22 protein-coding genes and 1 pseudogene are annotated in these 20446 nt (G+C 64.8%); 11 read left to right on the forward strand and 12 right to left on the reverse strand.

Going from position 1 to position 20446, the window contains the following annotated elements:
- Nucleotides 1-40: 40 nt before the first annotated feature.
- The 5 genes from AC5Y7D_RS13355 (at nucleotide 41) to AC5Y7D_RS13375 (ending at nucleotide 5426) form a co-directional block, all read left to right on the forward strand.
- Nucleotides 41-928, forward strand: coding sequence for an SDR family NAD(P)-dependent oxidoreductase (locus AC5Y7D_RS13355; RefSeq protein WP_499924537.1), 888 nt, complete (start codon nucleotides 41-43; stop codon nucleotides 926-928).
- 45 nt (nucleotides 929-973) lie between these two features.
- Nucleotides 974-2365: an NAD(P)/FAD-dependent oxidoreductase gene (locus tag AC5Y7D_RS13360; protein ID WP_499924539.1), complete on the forward strand. Its 1392-nt coding sequence runs from the start codon at nucleotides 974-976 to the stop codon at nucleotides 2363-2365.
- A gap of 10 nt (nucleotides 2366-2375) precedes the next feature.
- Nucleotides 2376-3131 carry an acyl-[acyl-carrier-protein] thioesterase gene (locus AC5Y7D_RS13365; RefSeq protein ID WP_499924540.1) on the forward strand — a complete coding sequence of 252 codons (756 nt, stop codon included), beginning with the start codon at nucleotides 2376-2378 and terminating at the stop codon, nucleotides 3129-3131.
- A 65-nt stretch (nucleotides 3132-3196) separates the two neighbouring features.
- Nucleotides 3197-4498, forward strand: coding sequence for an acyltransferase family protein (locus AC5Y7D_RS13370; RefSeq protein WP_499924542.1), 1302 nt, complete (start codon nucleotides 3197-3199; stop codon nucleotides 4496-4498).
- A 67-nt stretch (nucleotides 4499-4565) separates the two neighbouring features.
- The gene (locus AC5Y7D_RS13375; protein WP_499924545.1) at nucleotides 4566-5426 is read left to right on the forward strand and encodes a universal stress protein; all 861 of its coding nucleotides are present in this window, start codon (nucleotides 4566-4568) and stop codon (nucleotides 5424-5426) included.
- An 11-nt stretch (nucleotides 5427-5437) separates the two neighbouring features.
- Here AC5Y7D_RS13375 and AC5Y7D_RS13380 read toward each other — a convergent pair whose 3' ends face one another.
- Nucleotides 5438-6076, reverse strand: coding sequence for a TetR/AcrR family transcriptional regulator (locus AC5Y7D_RS13380; protein WP_499924547.1), 639 nt, complete (start codon nucleotides 6074-6076; stop codon nucleotides 5438-5440).
- A gap of 107 nt (nucleotides 6077-6183) precedes the next feature.
- On the opposite strand from AC5Y7D_RS13380, the gene AC5Y7D_RS13385 reads away from it, so the two are divergent.
- The 5 genes from AC5Y7D_RS13385 (at nucleotide 6184) to mbp1 (ending at nucleotide 12118) form a co-directional block, all read left to right on the forward strand.
- The gene (locus AC5Y7D_RS13385; RefSeq protein ID WP_499924808.1) at nucleotides 6184-7314 is read left to right on the forward strand and encodes a VOC family protein; all 1131 of its coding nucleotides are present in this window, start codon (nucleotides 6184-6186) and stop codon (nucleotides 7312-7314) included.
- Nucleotides 7311-8249 (forward strand): fumarylacetoacetate hydrolase family protein, encoded by a 939-nt coding sequence (locus AC5Y7D_RS13390; protein ID WP_499924549.1) that lies wholly within the window; start codon nucleotides 7311-7313, stop codon nucleotides 8247-8249. The genes AC5Y7D_RS13385 and AC5Y7D_RS13390 overlap by 4 nt, the downstream gene beginning before the upstream one ends.
- Nucleotides 8246-9784, forward strand: a complete 1539-nt coding sequence (mhpA, locus tag AC5Y7D_RS13395; protein ID WP_499924551.1) for a bifunctional 3-(3-hydroxy-phenyl)propionate/3-hydroxycinnamic acid hydroxylase MhpA — start codon at nucleotides 8246-8248, stop codon at nucleotides 9782-9784. Before AC5Y7D_RS13390 ends, mhpA begins: the two co-directional genes overlap by 4 nt.
- 107 nt (nucleotides 9785-9891) lie before the next feature.
- On the forward strand, nucleotides 9892-11694 hold the full coding sequence (locus AC5Y7D_RS13400; RefSeq protein ID WP_499924553.1) for a thiamine pyrophosphate-requiring protein: 1803 nt from the start codon (nucleotides 9892-9894) through the stop codon (nucleotides 11692-11694).
- 190 nt (nucleotides 11695-11884) lie between these two features.
- A complete protein-coding gene (mbp1, locus tag AC5Y7D_RS13405) occupies nucleotides 11885-12118 on the forward strand; it encodes a microaggregate-binding protein 1 (protein ID WP_036359787.1) in 234 nt (77 codons plus the stop codon).
- 73 nt (nucleotides 12119-12191) lie between these two features.
- Here mbp1 and AC5Y7D_RS13410 read toward each other — a convergent pair whose 3' ends face one another.
- The 8 genes and pseudogenes from AC5Y7D_RS13410 to AC5Y7D_RS13445 form a co-directional block, all read right to left on the reverse strand.
- Nucleotides 12192-12881: an HAD family hydrolase gene (locus AC5Y7D_RS13410; protein ID WP_499924810.1), complete on the reverse strand. Its 690-nt coding sequence runs from the start codon at nucleotides 12879-12881 to the stop codon at nucleotides 12192-12194.
- Nucleotides 12878-13255: a hypothetical protein gene (locus AC5Y7D_RS13415; protein ID WP_499924557.1), complete on the reverse strand. Its 378-nt coding sequence runs from the start codon at nucleotides 13253-13255 to the stop codon at nucleotides 12878-12880. The genes AC5Y7D_RS13410 and AC5Y7D_RS13415 overlap by 4 nt, the downstream gene beginning before the upstream one ends.
- 40 nt (nucleotides 13256-13295) lie before the next feature.
- Nucleotides 13296-13812 (reverse strand): annotated as a pseudogene (locus tag AC5Y7D_RS13420) (uracil-DNA glycosylase).
- Complete coding sequence (locus AC5Y7D_RS13425; protein WP_499924559.1) at nucleotides 13772-14185, reverse strand: ChaB family protein; 414 nt, start codon at nucleotides 14183-14185, stop codon at nucleotides 13772-13774. The pseudogene AC5Y7D_RS13420 and the gene AC5Y7D_RS13425 overlap by 41 nt, the downstream one beginning before the upstream one ends.
- A gap of 16 nt (nucleotides 14186-14201) precedes the next feature.
- Nucleotides 14202-14756, reverse strand: a complete 555-nt coding sequence (locus AC5Y7D_RS13430) for a DUF1360 domain-containing protein (protein ID WP_499924561.1) — start codon at nucleotides 14754-14756, stop codon at nucleotides 14202-14204.
- Nucleotides 14757-14813: 57 nt separating this feature from the next.
- A complete protein-coding gene (locus AC5Y7D_RS13435) occupies nucleotides 14814-15428 on the reverse strand; it encodes a flavodoxin family protein (protein ID WP_499924563.1) in 615 nt (204 codons plus the stop codon).
- A 94-nt stretch (nucleotides 15429-15522) separates the two neighbouring features.
- Nucleotides 15523-17493, reverse strand: a complete 1971-nt coding sequence (locus tag AC5Y7D_RS13440; RefSeq protein WP_499924565.1) for a PE domain-containing protein — start codon at nucleotides 17491-17493, stop codon at nucleotides 15523-15525.
- A 175-nt stretch (nucleotides 17494-17668) separates the two neighbouring features.
- The gene (locus tag AC5Y7D_RS13445) at nucleotides 17669-18058 is read right to left on the reverse strand and encodes a MerR family transcriptional regulator (protein ID WP_499924566.1); all 390 of its coding nucleotides are present in this window, start codon (nucleotides 18056-18058) and stop codon (nucleotides 17669-17671) included.
- 140 nt (nucleotides 18059-18198) lie between these two features.
- Here AC5Y7D_RS13445 and AC5Y7D_RS13450 point away from each other — a divergent pair, with 140 nt between their 5' ends.
- Nucleotides 18199-18618: an Hsp20/alpha crystallin family protein gene (locus AC5Y7D_RS13450; protein WP_499924811.1), complete on the forward strand. Its 420-nt coding sequence runs from the start codon at nucleotides 18199-18201 to the stop codon at nucleotides 18616-18618.
- 306 nt (nucleotides 18619-18924) lie between these two features.
- Here the strand turns inward: AC5Y7D_RS13450 and AC5Y7D_RS13455 are convergent, their stop codons facing one another.
- Genes AC5Y7D_RS13455 through fdxA form a run of 3 tightly spaced genes read right to left on the reverse strand, consistent with a single transcriptional unit; the run spans nucleotide 18925 to nucleotide 20397 of the window.
- Nucleotides 18925-19113 (reverse strand): hypothetical protein, encoded by a 189-nt coding sequence (locus AC5Y7D_RS13455; RefSeq protein WP_499924568.1) that lies wholly within the window; start codon nucleotides 19111-19113, stop codon nucleotides 18925-18927.
- Between the two features lie 38 nt (nucleotides 19114-19151).
- Complete coding sequence (locus tag AC5Y7D_RS13460) at nucleotides 19152-20036, reverse strand: universal stress protein (protein ID WP_499924572.1); 885 nt, start codon at nucleotides 20034-20036, stop codon at nucleotides 19152-19154.
- Nucleotides 20037-20052: 16 nt separating this feature from the next.
- The gene (gene fdxA, locus AC5Y7D_RS13465) at nucleotides 20053-20397 is read right to left on the reverse strand and encodes a ferredoxin (RefSeq protein WP_499924574.1); all 345 of its coding nucleotides are present in this window, start codon (nucleotides 20395-20397) and stop codon (nucleotides 20053-20055) included.
- Nucleotides 20398-20446: the final 49 nt, after the last annotated feature.

Below are 20446 nucleotides of genomic sequence, written 5' to 3' on the forward strand. Positions count from 1 at the left end.
GGTACGTTGTACGACACCGGGTCGATCGAGGGGTCATTCAGTGTTCGGTTTCTCCAGCACCGTCGACGACGTTATCCAGGGCATCGACCTCCGCGGTAAGACGGCCGTGGTGACCGGTGCCTCCAGCGGACTCGGCCTGCAGACCGTGGCGACGCTCGCCGGCGCGGGAGCAGAAGTTGTTGCCGCAGTACGGGATCCCGCGGCACTGCAGCAGACCGAGCCCGCAGACGTGGTAGACCTCGACCTTGCCAGTCTGGACAGCGTACGCACCGCGGCCGCACAGATCGCCGAACGCCGTCCCCACATCGACATCCTGGTCAACAACGCGGGCGTGATGTTCACACCGCACCGAACCACCGCCGAGGGTTTCGAGTTGCAGTTCGGCGTCAACCACCTCGGACATTTCCTGCTCACCACGTCCCTGCTGCCGCAGTTGCTGACCGCCGCGGCGGCGTCGGGTGACGCCCGAGTGGTGACGCTGAGTTCGGCCGCTCATATGCGCTGGACAATCGCACTCGACGACATCAACTTCGAGCAGCGCGGGTACGACACCTTCGCCGCCTACGGGCAGGCCAAGACCGCGAACATCCTGATGACCGTCGAGCTGCACCGACGCTTCGGCGGTGCCGGGATCACGGCGCTGGCAGTCCATCCGGGCACCTGCCAGACCAACCTGGGCCGCTATCTGGACCGGGCGACGTTCAAGACGCTGTATGACATGGGGCCTGCCACCTTCGCCCCGGAGAACATGAAGTCGGTGGCACAGGCCGCCGCCACCACGGTGTGGGCCGCTACGGCGCCCGAGCTGATAGCACATGGTGGGGCATATCTGGCGGACTGCCAGATCGCCACGGCCGCGCCGGCTGCCACCGACGGCGTCGCCGCGCAGCGACTGTGGCAACTCTCCCGGCAGTGGGTGAATTCGTAGCGTTTACCGCGGGCACTATCGTGGGCACATGAGAGAGCAGCCGCAATGAGTGTCCACACTTTGGACACCGACTACCTCGTCATCGGCGCCGGCGCCATGGGCATGGCGTTCACCGACACAGTCATCACCGAGTCCGAGGCGCGCGTCGTCATCGTCGACCGGGCACATCAACCCGGCGGACACTGGACCACCGCGTATCCGTTCGTGCGATTGCACCAGCCGTCGGCGTATTACGGTGTCAATTCAAGGGCTCTGGGCAACAACACCATCGACATGGTGGGCTGGAATCAGGGGTTGAACGAGCTGGCCCCCGTCGGCGAAGTCTGTGCCTATTTCGACGCCGTCATGCAGCAGCAGTTTCTGCCCACGGGCCGGGTCGAGTACTTCCCGATGTCTGAATACCTCGGCGACGGCCGGTTCCGCACCCTGGCCGGTGACGAATACGCCGTGAACGTCACCCGGCGCACCGTCGACGCCACCTATCTGCGTGCCATCGTGCCGTCCATGCGCCCGGCGCCCTATGACGTCGCACCGGGCATTGACTGCATTGCCCCCAACGACTTGCCGAAGTTCGGCGCGCGGGACCGCTACGTGGTGGTCGGCGCCGGCAAGACCGGAATGGACGTCTGCCTGTGGTTGCTGCGCCAGGGTGTCGGCGCCGACCGGGTGACCTGGATCAAGCCGCGCGATTCCTGGCTGATGGACCGCGCGACGCTGCAGCCCGGTCCGTCGTTCATCAAGCGTTTCCGCGACAATTACGGCGCGACCCTCGAAGCGATCGAGGCCGCCACCTCGATCGACGACCTGTTCGACCGGCTGGAGGCCGCCGGCACGCTGCTCCGTCTGGACTCGTCGGTCCGTCCGCGGATGTACCGCTGCGCCACGGTGTCACAGCCGGAGTTCGAGCAACTGCGCCGCATCGAGGATGTGGTCCGGATGGGTCATGTCCGGCGCATCGATCCCACCGCCATCGTGCTGAACGAAGGAACGATCGTCTCCTCGCCGTCGGCCCTGTACATCGACTGCACCGCCGACGGGGCTCCCGAGCGCCCGGCGACACCGGTTTTCGCGGGCGAGCAGATGACGCTGCAGGCGGTGCGTGGCTGTCAGCAGGTGTTCAGCGCCGCGTTCATCGCGCACGTCGAATTCGCCTATGCCGGGGATACGGTGAAAAACGATCTGTGCGAACCGATTCCGCACCCGGACCGGGACATCGACTGGTTGCGCCTGACCCGTTCGGATCTGCGCAACTTCGCGCGCTGGCTCGATGATCCAGAGCTGACCGATTGGCTCAGTTCGGCGCGGCTCAACCTCCTCTCCGAGCTGCTACCGCCGCTGTCGCACAAGCCGCGGGTGCGTGACCGGGTGGTGTCGATGTTCCAAGCCAAACTGAATACGGCCGGCGAGCAGCTGGAAAAGCTGATGAGTGACGCCTGAGGGAGCAGCAGTGCCACACAATCCCGAGGTGGACGCACCGCTGGTCGCCGTTCCTGACGAGGGTTACGTCTATCAAACCGGCTGGCGCTTAGCCACATCCGACATCGACGAGCACCGCAGGCTGCGGCTGGACGGGGTCGCGCGGTACATCCAGGAGGTCGGCGCCGAGCATCTCGCCGATGCCGGGCTGGCCGAGGTTCATCCGCACTGGATCGTGCTGCGCACCGTGATCGACGTCGTGGAGCCCATCGAGATTCCCAGCGACATCACCTTCCGCCGCTGGTGCGCGGGGCTGTCCAGCAGGTGGTGCGACATGCGGGTGCAACTCGCGGGCTCCCGGGGCGGACTGATTGAGACCCAGGGCTTCTGGATCTGCATGAACAAGGACACCCTGACGCCGTCGCGGCTCACCGATTACTGCGTTGAACGTTTCGGAAGCACCACCGACAATCATCGGCTCAAGTGGCGGCCGTGGGTCACCGAACATGTGCAAGGCGGCATTGACACGCCATTTGCGCTGCGCCGCACCGATATCGACCTTTTCGAGCACGTCAACAACACCGTTTACTGGCACGGCGTGCACGAGATACTCGGCGAGTTCCCCGAACTGGAGAACAACCCTTACCGGGCTGTGCTGGAATACCGCAGCCCCATCAAGTACGGCGAAGCACTGAGCATCCGATCGGAACGCAGCGGCGATTCGGTGCGCATGGAGTTCACCGTTGACGGCGACGTACGCGCGGCAGCGCTGGTCCGCAAGATTTAGTTCGGAGTTCAGCTGCGCCGAGCTGTGGTGCTCCCCCGGCGCATCGGCCGGGTACCCTCGCGCTGATGGATCATCGTGGTGTCGCTGCGCCAGCCCGGAATGTCGCGGTGGATTTCCTGCGGGCATCAGGGGTTGTCCTGATAGTGCTGGGACATTGGTTGGCGTCGTCGGTGACCTACCACGACGGTCGGTTCGGCCGTCAGAACCCGCTCGTCGACCAGCCGTGGACCCAGTGGTTGACGTGGGGTTTCCAGGCGGTTCCGACGTTCTTCATGGTGGCCGGGTACGCCACCGCAGTGTCCTGGTCGCACCGGCGCGGCCATGCCGGCTTTTCGCGACAGGACTGGCTGCGGCACCGGTTGGCGCGGGTCCTGGGACCGACGACGGTATACGTCGCAGTGATATTGGCTGCCCTGGCCGTGCTGCGGCTCACGGGCGTGGCCGGTTCCGTGCTGCAGTACGCGGGCTGGGCGGTGGCGATGCAATTGTGGTTCCTCGCGGTCTATGTGGTGGTGGTGGCATCGACACCCATTGCACTTGCGGCGCAACACCGTTGGGGACTACGGGGGCCGTTGGCACTGGCCGTTGGCGCCGCTCTCGTCGACCTCGCCGCCGTGGTCTACCAGGTGCCGCACATCGGCCTGGTGAACTACCTGTTGTGCTGGGGTGCGTTCTACCAGCTTGGAATCGCCTGGCATTCGGGTCAATTGGGTGGAGTGCGAGCTGTCTTGTTGGCCGCGGGTTCGGCAACGGCGCTGGCCTTGTTGGTCGGGTGGGGCGAATACCCGGTCAGCATGATCGGCGTTCCGGGACAACAGGTGCAGAATACGACCCCACCAACAGTCGCGTTGCTCGCCTTCGGCTGCGCACAGATCGGTATTGGGACAGCGCTGGTCCCCCTCCTGAACCGGGGGCTCCGCCGCCCGCTCCTGCAGCGGGTGGTGGCGATCGTCAACGACAATGTGATGGCGCTGTACCTGTGGCACATGGTGCCCGTCGTGGTTGTCGCCGTAATCGGGTACCCCGCCGGGCTGTTTCCGCAGCCCGAGGAGGGGACGGCGGACTGGTGGCTCTTCCGGCTCGAGTGGATCGTGATACTGGCGGTCGTCACCTCGGTCGAGATAGCGCTGTTGTTCTGGGGGCGACGATTTTTTGCTGCCGCTCTGCCGATGCTGCCGGTGCCGATCGCCCAACGCTGGGCCGAAGCGCTGTTGCTGATTGGAGCGGCGATGACGACATACGGCTTGGCCCGCTTCGCGGCGGACGGTTTGGCTCCCGACGGAAGGTTCCCGTGGGTGAGCGCGCTCGTATTCGGCGCCGGAGCCGTACTGGTCGTCGTTAGGGCCAGAAGACCATCGCATCAGTGACCTATGCCCCATGCCCATCTGCCATCGGCTCCCTATCCTGCGAGGCGGAGCGGAAGGAACCGGTGGCATGTCGAACCGCAGTACGCAGCTGGGGATCGTCGTAGGCGTCGACGGTTCGCCCGGTTCCACGATCGCGGTGAAGTGGGCCGCCCGCGACGCGGCATTGCGCGGTGCGCCGCTGACCCTGGTGCACGCGGCCCGAACACGAAGCCAGCGCGAGCGCGGGCAGCAGGTGCTCGACGCGGCACTGCAGATTGCCGGTGAGCAGTGCCGGGTCCAATGCGAAATGCCCCGTGAGACACCGGTATTCGCGCTTACCGACCTGTCCGAGCACGCCGATCTGGTGGTGGTCGGCTGTCTTGGCACCGGCTCGTTGCGCGGGCGTCATCTGTGTTCGGTCAGCTCGACCCTGCTCCATCACGCGCATTGTCCCGTCGTGGTCATCCATGACGACGTCCGGCTGACGTCCGCCAGCCTGACGGCACCGGTGGTAGTGGGCATCGACGGGTCGCCGGAATCGGAATTGGCGATCGCAATCGCGTTCGAAGAAGCATCCCTGCGCAAGGTGAATCTCACGGCGGTGCATGCCTGGCCGCCCGTCAGCGTCTTCGACGACATCGTCAGCTTCCCCGGCGCGGGCTATTCGACGCTGCGCGCCCAAGAAGACGAGCTCATGTCCGAGCGGCTCGCCGGATGGGGCGAACGCTATCCCGATGTCGCCGTTCACCGGGTCGTCGCGCGCAACGATCCGACCCCGCAGCTCGTGGACTATGCCAGAACGGCTCAGCTCGTGGTGGTGGGCAGTCATGGCCGGGGCGGACTCGCGGCGATGCTGCTGGGGTCGGTGAGCGCGGGCGTGGTGCTGTTGACCCACGTGCCGATCATCGTGGCCAGGGCGTCGCTGGAAAAGGCGCGGCCTCGCGGATGAGCGGGATCCGCCTAAAGCGTGTCGAAGTCCGGCAGCGGCCGCTGACAGATCGCACGTGCCTCGTCCGCGCTGAGTCCGAACAGCCGCAGCACGTTCTCGGTCGCCACATCGGCGGTCAACGCCCCATCCCGCTCGGGGTCCTTTCGCAACAGCGCACCCAAACCCAGTAACGCACCAGCGGCTATGGCGAGCGCGAGTTCCGGGTCTTCGGTCCGGAACCGGCCGGCCTGCACCGCGGCCTTGATGTCCCGCAGCGCCCGCGGCGCCAGGCCCCGGTTTGACCACAACAGGGTAGGACAGTTGGCTAGCAGAATCTCGCTTTCCTGGGGCCGCTGGCGGAACAGCCGGCCGGTCAGGCGGAGGCTGGTCGCGAACGTTTCGGCAGGATCCTCGATCGCCTCGGCCAGCCGGTCGAGCAGCGCTCCGTGCGCGTCCAGCACATCGGCCACCGCGGCCTCGAACAGCTGCTCCTTGCTGTCGAAGTGGTTATAGAAGGATCCCATTCCAACATCTGCGGCCTGGGTGATCTCCAGGACCGGTACGTTGACCCGTCCCTCGGCGATCAACCGCTGCGCGGCCTTGACCAGCGCCGACCTGGTGCGTTGTTTGCGCCGCGCCAGGCGGCTGGTGCCGTCACCTGTCGTCGCCATCACGGCAGTATGCCTCAGATTTGATGATTTCGTCAGAACTGTTGACTATCCACTCCCAATTGTGTGACGATTTCGTCAGTTACATGACGAGAGATGGTGATGCTGTGATCGGATCCCCCACGGATGCGCACCAAGACCTGCACAGCGAGCAGGGCGCGCGGCCCGGCGATCATTGCGGCAGGTCGCGCAATCCAGTAATCAAGGTCGCCGACCTGGCCTGGCTGGAGTTCGAGAAGCCCGATCTGACGCGGTGCGAGGCCTTCGCACGGGCATTCGGCTTCCAGACTGCACATCGCGGTCCCGACCAGATCGCGCTGCGGGGCACCGACGCCGGAGCGCCGTGTGTGTTGGTTCGGCGCGGCCCCCGGTCGCGATTCAGCGCAGTGGCATTTCGCGCCTGCGACGAGGTGGATGTGCTGCGCCTGGCCGACAAGTCCGGCGCCACTGCACGTCCGCTGCCCGAGGCAATAGGTGGCATATCGGTCGACCTGGTGGACCCAGCGGGGACGCCGGTTCGGGTGGTCGCCGGCATGCACGAACTGCCGGAGTTGCCCGTCCAACAACCGCCCGTCTTCAACTTCGGGCGAATGCTGCGGCGCAGCAACGTAACTCAGCGCCCACTGCGAGTGCCGGCCCGGGTGCAACGGCTGGGCCATCTGGTACTGCAGTCGACGAAGTATCTTCAGTCGCTGAACTGGTATCTGGACAACCTCGGGATGATCGTCAGCGACTTCCAGTACTTCCCCGGGCAGCGTGATCGCGGGCCGACGATGAGCTTTATCCGGTGCGACCGCGGTTCGACACCCGCTGATCACCACACGCTGGCCTTGGCGCTGGGTCCGGCCAACCGTTACCTGCACTCGGCTTACCAGGTCAGCGATCTCGACGCGCTGGCCGCCGGTGGCGAATACCTGAAAGACCGGGGGTATGTGCGGTCTTGGGGAATCGGCAGGCATGTCCAGGGCAGCCAGATTTTCGATTACTGGCGTGACCCGGATGGCTTCCTGGTCGAACACTTCACCGACGGAGACATGTTCGACAACACCCTGCAACCGGGGTGGGCGCCGTTGACCACCTCGGGTCTGGCTCAATGGGGGCCTCGGGCGACCAAGGACTTTCTGGGTAGCGACGCGAAATCAGCCCGGCGCGAAGTGGTGTCGATGATCGGTGCGCTCCGTCAAAGCAATGAGTTCGACTTCAACCGCCTGATCGGTCTACTGAAAGTGGCTACCTCATGACTATTCCCGTATTGCGCACCAGCGAGGGCTGGTGGGTGGAAACCGCCGCCGGCGCCGCCAGGATCGCCACTGCCGCGACCGGCACCGCCCAACTTCTCTCCGATCGCGCCGCGATCGAGGCCGCACTCGGAGCCACGGACACGGTCACTGTCGACACGTTGGACCTTGTCTCGCCGCTAACCAGGCCGTGCCGGGTGGTCGCACAGATGACCAACTTCGAATCGCACGTCCGAGACGCCGGCATGGACCCGAAATCGATTCCACTGACGTTCTTCCGCAAGGCATCCGCATCGATCTGCGGACCATTCGCCGACATCGTCAAACCCGCCCATGTTCAACTGCTCGACTATGAGGTCGAGATCGGTCTGGTGATCGGGCGCCCGATTCCGGTCGGCACCCGCATCTCCGACGCCAACCTTGCCGACTACATTGCCGGTCTGGTCATTACCAACGACGTCTCGGCGCGCGACATTCAGCTCCCCCAGACCCAGTTCTACGAGGCCAAGTCCTATCCGACGTTCACGCCGGTCGGTCCGAGACTGTTGCTGCTCAACGCGGATGAACTCAAGCGCTTCGGCGACCTGCGGCTGCGGTTGCGGGTCAACGGCGAAGAACGTCAGAACGCACTCGTCGAGGGCGACATGCTGTATCGGCCGTTGGAGGCGCTGCAGTCGCTCACCCAGTTTCAGGAGCTTGCCCCAGGGGACCTGATCCTCACCGGAACACCGGTGGGCACCGCGCTCAGCGCCCCATCGAAGCCGGCGGAGATCATCGGCAACCTGTTGCCGCCGGCCGTGAAATGGAAGGCTTTCTTCAAACGTCAAGCCGGCAATCCGAAGTACTTGCAGGACGGTGACGTTGTCGAAGCGTCGGTAGCCACCGACGACGGGGTCATCGACCTCGGAACCCAGCGCAACCCGGTGCGCTACGCATGAGCGCCAAGGGAATTCAGCGCGTCCCTGTGGTGATCGTCGGCGCCGGACCCACCGGCATCACCGCCGCCACGCTGCTGGCGCAGGCCGGCATCCAAAGCCTGATTCTCGAGCGCTGGCCCGGCGTATATCCACAGCCGCGTGCGGTGCACCTCGACGACGAAATCTACCGCATCATCGCCCGTTTGGGTATCGCCGACGAATTCGCGGCCATCTCGCGGCCTACCCTCGGACTGCGACTGCTGGACGATCGTTTCAACGTGCTGGCCCAATTCCACCGCGACCCTGCACAGAGTTCACATGGCTACCCCCAGGCGAACATGTTCGACCAGCCGGAGCTGGAGGGACTGTTGCGCCTCAACCTCAAGCGCTATCCGAATGCCGAGTTGCGCGGAAACGCCGACGTCACAGCGGTCACCGCACACGGCGATGGTGCGCGCGTCACCTTCACCGACCGGACCGACGGTGCGATGCATCAGGTCGATGCCGACTTCGTCTTGGGCTGCGACGGAGCCAACAGCGTGGTACGAAACCAAATCGGCTCAACCATGCAGGATTTGAAGTTCGACCAACGTTGGCTGGTCGTTGATGTCGCGACCGAGGCAGACCTCCGACAGTGGGACGGCGTCTATCAGATCTGCGATCCGGCGCGCGCCGGCACCTACATGCGCATCGGAGATTCCCGCTACCGCTGGGAGTTCCGGTTGCGGGACGGCGAGACCGCAGACGAATTCGCCACGATCGATGCGCTGCGCCGCCTCATCGCCCGGTGGACGCGCCACGTCCCGGATGGGGAACTGACTTTGTTGCGGGTAGCCGAGTACACATTCCGTGCGCAGATCGCCGATCGGTGGCGGCACGGGAACATCTTCATACTCGGGGACGCCGCGCACCTCACTCCCCCGTTCATCGGTCAGGGCATGGGCGCCGGGTTGCGCGACGCGATGAATCTCAGCTGGAAGATCGCCGCGGTGTGCCACGGATCGCTACCGGCCCGTGTCCTCGACAGCTATCAGCAGGAGCGCAAACCGCATGCCCGCGCGCTGATCCGCTCGGCGCTCACCATGGGCTGGGCGATGACCGGCGGTGGCCGGCTCGGCGATCTGACCAGACGCGCCATGCTACCGCGCCTGGGAGTGGTTCCCGGGTTGCGCAACCAGATCGTCGATTCCACCACTCCCGCCCTGCGCCGTTCCGCATTGGTGCACAAGTCCCGTTGGCGGCCCGGTCAGCTGGCCGGATCAATGTGCCCGAACGTGTTGTTGCCCAACGGTAGACGTCTCGACGATGAGGCAGGACCCGGGTTTGCTCTGGTGACCCGGAGTCCGTTGCGCGCCGCCACCGAAACATCGTTGCGCCGACGCAACGTCGGGATCGTGGCGGCCGAGCCGAACGGTCAGTTGGACGTGTGGCTGCGAAAGGGGCGGGCCACTGCCGCGCTCATCCGGCCGGATGGGACGGTTATGTGTGCCGGTCGAGACGCGGCGATGGTGGCCGCGTCTGCGGTAACACTGCCAAGACCGGAAAAGTGTCGATAGCGGGCAAACCCCTGGTCTCTCCTCGCGCGCTTGCGCTTAGCTACATTCCCACTGGCTTCCAGGTCAAACACGTCGTCTACAAACGCGCGTAATGGGTACCGCGAACGATGACAACGTCACAAGTCAGCGACTTCCTGCTGCAACGACTACGCGATTGGGGCGTGACCAAGGTCTTCGGTTACCCCGGTGACGGCATCAACGGCCTGATCGCCGCATGGGGCCGGGCCGGAAATCAGCCGGCATTCATCCAGGCGCGGCATGAGGAGATGGCCGCTTTCGAAGCGGTCGGATATGCCAAGTTCTCTGCGGCGCTTGGTGTTTGCACCGCGACCTCCGGTCCGGGGGCGATTCACCTGCTCAACGGTCTCTACGACGCGAAGCTGGACCGGGTTCCGGTGGTGGCGATAGTGGGGCAGACCGAGCGCACCGCGATGGGCGGCTCCTACCAACAGGAGGTCGATTTACTGAGCCTCTTCAAAGACGTGGCCAGTGATTACGTCCAGATGATCACGGTGCCCGAGCAGCTCCCGAATGCGCTGGACCGCGCGATTCGTACCGCGTTGAGCAGGCGCGCGCCGACCGCGTTGATCATTCCGGCCGACGTTCAGGAGCTCGAATACTCACCGCCCGCGCACAAGTTCAAGATGGTCCCATCCAGTCTGGGATTCGTGCAGCCCGTGGTGGAACCGTCACCGGCGGGCCTGCAGCAAGCGGCCGACGTGCTCAACGCCGGTGAGCGCGTCGCGATGCTGATCGGATGCGGCGCTCGCAACGCGGTCGCCGAGGTCACCGAAGTCGCCGATGTAGTGGGTGCCGGCGTCGCCAAGGCGCTGCTGGGTAAAGACGTGCTCTCTGACGAGTTGCCGTGGGTCACCGGCGCGATCGGTCTGCTCGGGACGCGGCCCAGTTACGAGATGATGCGCGACTGCGACACGCTACTCACCGTTGGGTCGAGCTTTCCATACTCGCAGTTTCTGCCACCCTACGGGTCGGCTCGCGGCGTTCAAGTCGATATCGACCCCGCCCTGATCGGCATGCGCTACCCGAACGAAGTGAATCTGGTCGGTGACGCCGCTGCGACCCTGCGCGCGCTACTGCCTTTGTTGCAACGCAAGTCGGACCGTTCATGGCGCGAGACCATCGAACGTAACGTGGCACGGTGGTGGGAAACGATGGCGATGGAAGCCAACGTATCCGCGGAACCGATCAATCCGATGCGGCTGTTCGCCGAACTGTCACCCAGACTGCCGGACCATGCCATCGTCACCGCCGACTCCGGGTCAGCGGCCAATTGGTATGCGCGCCAATTGAAATTCCGTGGCCGCATGCGCGGCTCCCTGTCTGGGACGCTGGCCACAATGGGCGCGGCCGTTCCGTATGCCATCGGCGCCAAGTTCGCCGATCCGGATCGGCCGGTCATCGCGTTCGCCGGTGACGGCGCCATGCAGATGAACGGGCTGGCCGAACTGATCACGATCGCGCGCTATTGGCAGCAGTGGTCCGATCCACGGCTGGTGATCGCGGTGTTGCACAACAACGACCTCAACCAGGTGACCTGGGAACTGCGAGCAATGGGCGGGGCGCCGAAATTCGCTGAATCCCAATCACTTCCAGACGTCGACTATGCCGGATTCGCGGCCGCACTGGGGCTGGGCCATGCGACGCTGACTGACCCCGACATGATTGCACCCGCCTGGGACCGTGCCCTGCAGGCCGACCGGCCGACGCTGCTCGACGTGCATTGCGATCCGAATGTTCCACCGGTGCCGCCGCATGCCAGTTTCGAGCAGCTGAAGAGCGCCGCCGGCGCCGTTCTGCGCGGGGACGAAAACGCGTTCGGCATCATCAAAGAAGGGGTGAAAATCAAGACGCAGGAGTTCCTGCCGCATCGCGAAAGCAGCAGACGGTAAACGAAGTGCACCTGACTTGGTGATACAGCCCACAGGTTTGAGGCTTCGGCTGTCCGGAAACCCTTTGGCTGCGGGGGACTTCGGACACGAGCGTTCGGAAAGAGCGCAAAGCGGTCCACCCCTGTTGGCTGAGCGCAATCGAGCGAAGCGCGAGGTCGCCATGTTGGTAAGCAAGCATGCAGGAGGAATCATGGCGGACAAGAGTGGCCCCCAAGAGGGCGTCGAAGGCGTCGTCGAGGGCGTTAAGGGCAAGGCAAAGGAAGTCATTGGCGCAGTGACGGGCCGTGACGACGTCAAGCGCGAGGGTCAGGCCCAGCAGGACAAGGCCGACGCACAGCGCGACGCTGCCAAGAAGGAAGCCGAGGCGGAGTCCGCCCGCGGCGGTGCCGAGGCAGCCGAAGAGCGTCAGAAAGCCAACCAGTAGCTCGACGCGAGAGTGGGCCCAGTCCGACAACGGACTGGGCCCATTCGCTTTGCTCGAGGGCCTTGCCGCAGGACTAGTCGCCCGCGAGCGACGCGATCCGGGTCTGCTCGAGATTGCTCAACAACTTCTCGGCGTTCTCGAAGACGACTGCGGCACCGGCATCGCGCAACTCCGAGGCAGACACTCCCCCGCTGAGCACCCCGATACAGGGGAGCTTCGCCCGGCTGCACGCTTCGGCGTCCCAGATTGCGTCACCGACGAACACGGCCCGCTCCGCAGTGACTCCCGCACGTTCCAGAGCGACGTGGATGATGTCGGGCTGGGGTTTTGCGGTGTCCACATCGGCCGACGAGGTGACCGCCGCAACCAGTTCGTCACTGTCGAGCACCTTGCGCAACATCTCCAATTCGTCGTCCGGCGCCGAGGTGGCGAGCACAACTTTGAGGCCCAGATCCGCGACCCGGCGGAGCAGCGCGCGAGCCCCCGGCAGCGGCCGCAGCAACGGCGCGACCTCCCGGTAATGCCGGGAATGCAGATCTTTGAGCTGCTTCTGCACGTCCTGCGGCGCGTCGTCGGACAACGTCCTGACCAAGGTCGAACCGTCCATACCGATGGACCGGTGGATACGCCACGTCTCCACCTCCACACCCGCTTCGGCGAACGCGCGCTGCCAGGCATCGATATGCAGGTAATTCGAGTCAACCAAGGTGCCGTCGATATCGAAGAGGACCGCGGCCTCGAATCTGTTGGCGGTCAACGTCAGAACAGAATCGCGATGGCTGCGAAGTCCGCCAGCAGCAGAGCCAGCGCGACGATCGGCACGATCCAGCCGCGGCGCCGCAACGCGGTGAAGAACGACGCGAGGATGGTCAAGCCGGCCAGCACCGGGGCGCCGTAGAAAAGTACGCCGTAGATCAGCCCGCCCGGCCCTAGATCGGGGCATTGCGAGCCGCTACAGGCGGCCACGCTCATTGCCGCGCCGACGGCGAAGACCATGATCAGCGCGGCCACCGGCACCGTCAGCGCCGCCAACAGCCAGTTCACCACGCCACGGCGAACGCGCCCAGGTTCGTGGTCCGCACGCTCGGGCTGCCGGTCTACGGTCGTCTGGATGGCCTCTTCGCTGCGTACGCTCATCAGCGCTCCTTCTGCACGGTTCGGCGCGTTCTCGTTTCGACTACCCAGGCTGGTTTTCGCGAAACATGACCCCGAGGGTGCCGTGTGCCTTGCGCAGGTCTTCGACGAATGATTCGTAGTTTTCCCTGCGTCGTTCACTCCGGTCACGCAGCAACGATGACGGGTGAACGGTCGCCATCAGCACCGGCTCCGGCTCGATGTCCACTCCGAGGTCCGGGGGCAGCCCAATCCGCTCTCCCCGGTGGGCTGTCACGCGAAACGTGCTGCCCAGCATGGATTGTGCTGCAGTAGCGCCGATGCAGACGATGACATGAGGCCGGACCAGGCAGTCCCTGCTGGTCTTCACGGTCGCCGGGCTGTTCGCCCACCAACATCAGCGGCGCTTCGGGCTTGCCGTGACCGAAAACCGTTTGGGTGGCGTCTTCGAACAACCCACAACCTCGGCAGTCGGTGGCCGCCAGCTTCAGCGAATCGACCGCGCGGTCAACCGGCAGGTACCGCGGTGCACCGGGTTCTTCAACTCCGTTGGGCACGGCGGTTGTATTTCTTGATCGCATCAACCAGATCCGACTTGGTCATCGTCGAACGGCCTCGCACGTCGAGCCGGCGAGCGATCTCCAGCAGGTGCTTCTTGCTGGCGTTGGCATCGACACCCTCCTGCGACGGCAGCGGGTTGTCCAGCCCGCCGCGCTCGGCACGCGCATCGGAGGGCCCCTTCTCCTCTTTGGCTTCCCAGTGGTCGCCAACCTTTTCGAAGCTGTGTTTCACAGCGGCGTAGGCGACGCGGTGGGCACGTTCCGCGTTGCCATATTGGTCGGCGGCAGCATCGTGAGCCTTGGCGAAGGTTCGTTGCGCCTTGGCGCTCGAACGCCTCAATGTGCTCGGCAGTTCGTCCTGCTTCGCTGTCCCGCGCTTGGTCGTCTTCGGCATGAGATCACCTCAGGATTCAGGAGCCTCGGGGATTCTCGGCCCACTGCTGTGCTATCGCGTAGCCGAGTTGGAGAAAGTCCGCCCCGGCGAGCGCGGTGAAGGTGCCCGCAACCAGGCGGGTGAGCCGGGGCGCAAAAACGAGGCCGATCACGAACGCGGTCGCCGCCCACATGTCGAGGCAGAAGGGGCACGTCAGCAGCTCGCCCACGCTGTGCCGGAACTGGCTTGAGTTGCGGGTCTCCTCCTGAACCTCGGCCGGCCCGCCACTACCCGCGTACCGGGTGAATGGAGCCCGTAGCGGGCTGGTCACCGCGCCCTTGGTCAAGGTTCGGGACACCTTGTGGGTGCCGAGAGTCACCGTGATCAGATCCTGCACCGTCCACCGCACGGGTAGCCGGCGGCCGGTGGCCAAGGCCACCAGCGTGGTAGCCCCGACCAGCGTGCAATAGATGACCAGCACCATCAGGTACCCGCCCAGCGGCTGAGGATTGTCACCACGGTATTCGTCGGCTTCCTGCCGTGCGCGATCCGCCAGGCCGGCGCCCGTTCTCTCAGTGGTCAGGTCAGTCATGAAACTCCTTCAGGGCCTGGCTCTGGTTCCACCGCCAACTGCGTTGAGGCGGCAGCCTTACGTCTCGTATGGCGGGTAGTGCTGCGCCTTCAAGGTCCGGGCCAGACGAGCCGCGTTACGTGCCGCCGCGGCGGTGGCCGAGGCAACCTGATCAGGCACCGCGTCGAGGTCGTTGTAGTCGGTGGACTCCATCGCGGGACCGTTCCAGTAGGTGCAGCCCTGAGCCGGAATGCTGAACCCGATGTCGTTGAGCGCCTGAGAAAGGTCCGCGACCACTTTGTGCGCGCCGTCCTCGTTGCCGACCACGCTGACCAAGGCGACATTGCCGACCATCGCGGGCGTCCCGTTGTCATCGGTGTTCGACAACTCGGCATCCAGGCGTTCGAGTACGCGTTGCGTCACACTGGATGGGTGGCCGAGCCACACCGGCGTGCTGAGGAGCAGGATGTCCGCGCCGAGCACCTTTCTCCTGATGTCCGGCCACTGGTCGCCGTCACCCATGTCGTCCTCGACACCGGGCGCGATATTGAAGTCAACGCAGCGGACTAGGTCGCTTTCGACACCGGCCCGGCCCAGTTCGCCAACCACATGTTGGGCCATCAGCATGCTGCTCGAAGCCGCAGGGCTGGGCTTGAGACTGCACACCAATCCGATGGCACTAAGCGACGCCATGGCGAGTTCATACCCGGCATAGGGCCCGGTAAACCGGGAAGCCGTCAGGCTTCGCGCGGCCGTCGGACTTCAGCGGGCACCCGCTTGACCCGTCCTAAGTCAGGAACGGGTTGAGTACCGGCGGGATGATGTAGTTGCCGGTGACGCCGGTGAGCCGGACCCAGACCTGGGCGGGGATATTGACCAGCTGGTAGGCGCCGGCGCCGATCCAGGAGACCGGTACCTGCAAGAAGCTGGGCACCGCATCGACAATGGTGTTCACCTGCTCGTAGACCAGATAGGGAATGGTGGCCGCGACCGTGCGCGACACCAGAGAGGCATTGGTCAGGGGATCGGGATACCCCTGTGCGGCGAAGTCGGCGCTGAGCGCAGCGAACAGGTTGTCGGGATTGACATAGGTGCCATTGAAGACGGGAGACGTCAGCGGCGCACCCTGCATATACGGCAGCGGCGGAATGCCAAATTGATCCATGATGGTCGGCGTCGTGCTGACGATCTGCCACGAGTTGTTGATGTATCCGTCCATCGCGTCGTTATAGGCCTGATCGAAGATCAGGAATGTCGCCGTCTCACGGGGTGATTGGAAGCCGTGACCGCGGCCGAACTCGTTGGGCCCGATCTCACCGTGGTCGGTGACGATGAGCGTGGTCCATTCCTCGCCGTTGTTCAACGGGTTAGCCTCCCAGTCGGCTACCGCACCCAACAGGCCCCCACCGCCCACGGTTTGGGAACCGAGATTGAAGTCCATATTCCGGATGGCCGCCGCGTACTGCGGCGAATCACCGCCGTACATGTGCGCGTTTTCATCGACTCCGATGAAGTAGGAGAAGATGAAATTGCCCTGGTTGGGGTTCGCCTGCGAGATCGCGGTTTGGGCCGTCGTGCCGACCAGGTCCTGCGTCGCCAACCAGTTCGTGTCGCCCGCGATTTGCGGGATGAAGATGACTTCGTCAGCCGGGATGGAGCCGGCGCCGGCGATATCAGTGATGATGGGCCAGTTCGCAATGACCGTGGTGTTGACGTTGTCGCCGTAGGCGGCCTCAAGTTGGTTGTACACGGTGGGCCAGTCGTCGTAGGTCCACGGGGTGAAGACGTTGTTCGTGACGCCCGCCGTCTCACTCCATACACCGGTCTGCATGGTCGTCCACGACGGGTTGGAGATGGTGGTGTGCCCGACGATTGTCGACGCGGAGGTCACGCTTTGTTCCATGAACGCATGGAAGTTCGGGGTGCCCAGGGGATCGGCCAGGATCTTGGCAAGGTTCGTGCCGTCGGTGCCGATCAACAGGAAGTTCACGTCGGGTGCGGTCATCATCAGGAGAGCGGCTTCTTGTGCAGTCACCACGTTCAGCACTGTTCCGGTCTGACCGGTCGCGCCCGGAGCGCCGAACAAGGACAATGCCCTGCCGCCGAGCCCACCCGCCCCGGCGGGGGCCATCATTAGTCCGCCGAAGCCTCCGGTGCCGCCGGCCCCGCCATTGCCCCAAAGCAACCCGCCCGTGCCGCCGGCGCCGCCGGTCCCGCCCCGAAAGCCGCCGGTGCCGCCGGTGCCGCCATTACCGATCAAGCCGGCATTGCCGCCTCGCCCGCCAGTGTGGCCCACCAAGCCCGCCGATGCCCCATTGCCTCCGTTGCCCCACAGGATTCCGCCGTCGCCGCCGGCTTGCCCGGTGCCGGGCGTGCCGTTGAATCCGTCGCCGATCAGCGGGCGCCCCAGCAGCAGGTTCGTGGGCGCGTTGATCACACCCAGGACGTTGTCGACCACCGGCTGCAGCGGGCCGACATTCACAGCCTCGGCAACGCCGTAGGCCCCGCCGGCTGCCCGCACCGCCTGGGCAAACTGCTCCTGCAACGCCGCGATCTGCGCACCGAGCGCCTGGTAGTCGCGGGCGTAACCGGAGAACAGCGAGGCGATCGCAGCCGACACCTCATCACCGGCCGCAGCCGCCAACGTACTGGTCGGCGCCAACGCGGCCAGGTTCGCCGCCCGCAGCGAGGAGCTGATACCTGCCGCATCGGCCGCGGCGGTCGCCAACAGCTCGGGTGCAACGTTCAAAAACGACATCGTGGTCCTCCTACCCGGCAGCGTTGCCATCGGCAGACTCGAGATGCCCATAATTGCACGATTCTGACGCAATGTCCGACTAAACACCGAGGCAACTGGCGCGGTTCGCGCCGGAGATCTCGTCGCCGCCTCACCGCGTACACCGGCCAGCCGTCACGGAGCAGTCCCTCCACTGCTAGGGCTTGCGGTTTTCGCGCCCCGACGGCTTCGAGTTGCGTTCGCCCACTGTCTTTTTGACGGCCCCGCGTAACGTCCGATTGGCTGACCGCAGGTCGCTGTTCGCGGCCGAGAGCTCGGCGTTGTCGTCCTCGAGGCTGAGGATGCGGGCGATGCCGGCGAGGTTTACGCCGGCATCGACCAGCGCGCTGATGCGTCGCAGCCTGGCCAAGTCGTCGGCGCTGTACCGCCGTGTGCCGCCGTCGCTGCGTGCGGGTGTAAGCAGTCCATACCTCTCGTACAGGCGCAGCGACTGCACGGCGACTCCGGAGAGTTCAGCGGCGACCGAGATCCCGTACACACCGTGATCGGACGCCGGCCGTGCAGCGTCGCCGGAACGATCGACCATCGAGCATCTCCTCGACTGTTGCTAGAAAACCTGTCTAGCATACTTGCACTCTAGTGTCGATAGTGCTATAAAAAATCTATGTCGTATGACATAGATAATCCAGAGCTCAGATAATAGATAGGAGCAACGAGGTGACTGCCATGCTGATGCGTACCGACCCGTTCCGCGAACTGGACCGTTTCGCCCAGCAGGTGCTCGGAACAGCCGCTCGCCCAGCGGTGATGCCGATGGACGCGTGGCGCGAAGGGGAGGAATTCGTCGTCGAGTTCGACCTGCCCGGTATCGACGCCGACTCGCTGGACATCGATATCGAACGAAACGTGGTCACCGTGCGCGCCGAACGACCGGCGGTTGACCCAAACCGGGAAATGCTGGCCTCCGAAAGGCCGCGCGGAGTATTCAGCCGCCAATTGGTGCTCGGTGAGAATCTCGACACCGAGCGGATCGCTGCCTCTTACGACGAAGGCGTCCTGCGACTGCGGGTTCCCGTGGCGGAGAAGGCGAAGCCCCGCAAGATTACCGTCGGGCGCAGCGATAACCGCGAAGCCATCAACGCCTGAGAGCGACGGTGAGCGGGTGGCGGCCGCGGTGGTGCCCGACATGCCGCGGCCACTGCCCCAGGGCAGGCGCTCGCCGGCGTTTTGCCACACACGGAAAGGTCAGTCAGCCAGAGGTTCGGCGCCCTTTTCAGTCGACGACCAGGGCATCGTGATCGGGATGCATTGCTTCTACGTCGACGTTTCTCCGGCACATGCTCATGCTGTCTGCGGCATGAACGACGACGCAGCAACGCACGCTATCTCAGCGCAGCCGAAATCGAACCCGCTGCTACTGACCGCGCATACCCGGCTCGGACGAATCGCGCGTTAGCTGGACGTACCTTCGGTGTTGTCGAAGAACGCCCACTCATCATCGGTCTTTACCTCCATACGCCACCCCAGCTCGGAGTTGTCGGCCTTGGAGTCGACAAACCATGCATGCGCGTCATCGGCACTCTCAATCTCTTTGGTGGCAACGACTTCGCCCCGTGGGTCGAGGACCCTGTATTCAGCCATGGGTCCTGGGTTTCCCACGGTGCCGCATTTCAACCGCGTTATGCGCGCGCGACGATCACCGGCATCCGGGCAGAGTGCACGACCGCGTTGCTGACCGACCCAAGCATCAGGCCGGGGAGCGCCCCCCGACCGCGACTTCCCACCACGACCAACTGAGCCGACTCCGAACGCGCAGTCAGCTGGTGCGCGGGTCGATCGCATACCACCACTCGGCAGACCTTGACGTCGGGGTAGGTCTCCTGCCAGCCCGCCAGACGTTCGGCGAGGGTGATTTCGGCTTGCCCCTTCACCTTGTCCCAGTCCAACCCCGGCAGCTCGACCAATTCGCGGTCGCTCCACGCGTGCAGGGCGATCAGCTCGACACCTCGCCGCGACGCCTCGTCGAAAGCCACCGCAGTGGCGGCTTCGGACGCCGGCGATCCGTCGATTCCCAGCAGCACCGGGGCGCGCAGCGGATGCGGCATCAACGGATCCTCGTCGTGGACGATCGCCACCGGGCAATGCGCCTCTCGCACCAAGCTGGCACTGACAGAACCCAGCAGCAACCGGGCCACCGCTCCCCGACCGGCCCTGCCAAGCACCAAAATCGCTGCATCCTTGGACATCTCGATCATCGCGGGTATCGGGGTCGAGTGTATGAGCTCGGTCTTTACGGTCAGTTTGCGGTCGGTCAAGACCGCCTCTTCGGCGATCTTGACCGCCTCCGCGACAACCTTGCGACCTTCGTCTTCCTGCCACACCGCCCAGGTCTCCGGGTACGGCATGGGTGGCCACGTCGCCACGTCCGTGTTCACTACATGGACCACGGTCAGCGGCAGGTGCTTGATCTCGGCATCCCGGGCAGCCCACACGACGGCAGCGTTGGAGGCGGGAGAACCGTCCACCCCGACGACTATGCCCAGGGTCTTGTCAGCTCCCGTCATTTCGCTTCCCCTCCAGTCAGGAACAGTTGGCCGGCATTGCGGCGATCATCGGGGTGTCGACCCCGATCCGCCCGAGCGCGCTCGCACCGCCCGGGGTACCCAGCGGCGCGTCCCGTCCCGGCAGAATCTGCTGAAAGAAGGCGGCATTGTCGTCGAGAAACTGCCGCTCGTCGTCGGGTAGGTCACCTTCCCAATGGATCGCGTCAACCCGGCATGCCGGTTTGCACGCGCCACAGTCAACGCACTCCTCGGGATTGATATACATCGTCCGGGCGCCTTCATAGATGCAGTCAACGGGGCATTCTTGCACGCAGGACTTTTCAGCCAGGTCCAAGCATTCCTTGCCGATTACATAGGTCATGCATTCACGCTATAAACCCCGGAGGGGCCCAGGCGTCGGTCGAAAGCCA

Source organism: Mycobacterium sp. NGS49 (genome assembly GCF_059812565.1).

What these genes read in the sequence shown, in the direction of transcription:
- AC5Y7D_RS13415 (WP_499924557.1), bottom strand. Translation starts at nt 13,255, where the DNA reads ATGAGCGTACGCAGCGAAGAGGCCATCCAGACGACCGTAGACCGGCAG.
- AC5Y7D_RS13435 (WP_499924563.1), bottom strand. Translation starts at nt 15,428, where the DNA reads ATGGCGTCGCTTAGTGCCATCGGATTGGTGTGCAGTCTCAAGCCCAGC.
- AC5Y7D_RS13370 (WP_499924542.1), top strand. Translation starts at nt 3,197, where the DNA reads ATGGATCATCGTGGTGTCGCTGCGCCAGCCCGGAATGTCGCGGTGGAT.
- mbp1 (WP_036359787.1), top strand. Translation starts at nt 11,885, where the DNA reads ATGGCGGACAAGAGTGGCCCCCAAGAGGGCGTCGAAGGCGTCGTCGAG.
- AC5Y7D_RS13375 (WP_499924545.1), top strand. Translation starts at nt 4,566, where the DNA reads ATGTCGAACCGCAGTACGCAGCTGGGGATCGTCGTAGGCGTCGACGGT.
- AC5Y7D_RS13380 (WP_499924547.1), bottom strand. Translation starts at nt 6,076, where the DNA reads ATGGCGACGACAGGTGACGGCACCAGCCGCCTGGCGCGGCGCAAACAA.
- AC5Y7D_RS13390 (WP_499924549.1), top strand. Translation starts at nt 7,311, where the DNA reads ATGACTATTCCCGTATTGCGCACCAGCGAGGGCTGGTGGGTGGAAACC.
- AC5Y7D_RS13460 (WP_499924572.1), bottom strand. Translation starts at nt 20,036, where the DNA reads ATGACGGGAGCTGACAAGACCCTGGGCATAGTCGTCGGGGTGGACGGT.
- AC5Y7D_RS13445 (WP_499924566.1), bottom strand. Translation starts at nt 18,058, where the DNA reads ATGGTCGATCGTTCCGGCGACGCTGCACGGCCGGCGTCCGATCACGGT.
- AC5Y7D_RS13430 (WP_499924561.1), bottom strand. Translation starts at nt 14,756, where the DNA reads ATGACTGACCTGACCACTGAGAGAACGGGCGCCGGCCTGGCGGATCGC.
- AC5Y7D_RS13450 (WP_499924811.1), top strand. Translation starts at nt 18,199, where the DNA reads ATGCTGATGCGTACCGACCCGTTCCGCGAACTGGACCGTTTCGCCCAG.
- AC5Y7D_RS13440 (WP_499924565.1), bottom strand. Translation starts at nt 17,493, where the DNA reads ATGTCGTTTTTGAACGTTGCACCCGAGCTGTTGGCGACCGCCGCGGCC.
- mhpA (WP_499924551.1), top strand. Translation starts at nt 8,246, where the DNA reads ATGAGCGCCAAGGGAATTCAGCGCGTCCCTGTGGTGATCGTCGGCGCC.
- AC5Y7D_RS13360 (WP_499924539.1), top strand. Translation starts at nt 974, where the DNA reads ATGAGTGTCCACACTTTGGACACCGACTACCTCGTCATCGGCGCCGGC.
- AC5Y7D_RS13400 (WP_499924553.1), top strand. Translation starts at nt 9,892, where the DNA reads ATGACAACGTCACAAGTCAGCGACTTCCTGCTGCAACGACTACGCGAT.
- AC5Y7D_RS13425 (WP_499924559.1), bottom strand. Translation starts at nt 14,185, where the DNA reads ATGCCGAAGACGACCAAGCGCGGGACAGCGAAGCAGGACGAACTGCCG.
- AC5Y7D_RS13455 (WP_499924568.1), bottom strand. Translation starts at nt 19,113, where the DNA reads ATGGCTGAATACAGGGTCCTCGACCCACGGGGCGAAGTCGTTGCCACC.
- fdxA (WP_499924574.1), bottom strand. Translation starts at nt 20,397, where the DNA reads ATGACCTATGTAATCGGCAAGGAATGCTTGGACCTGGCTGAAAAGTCC.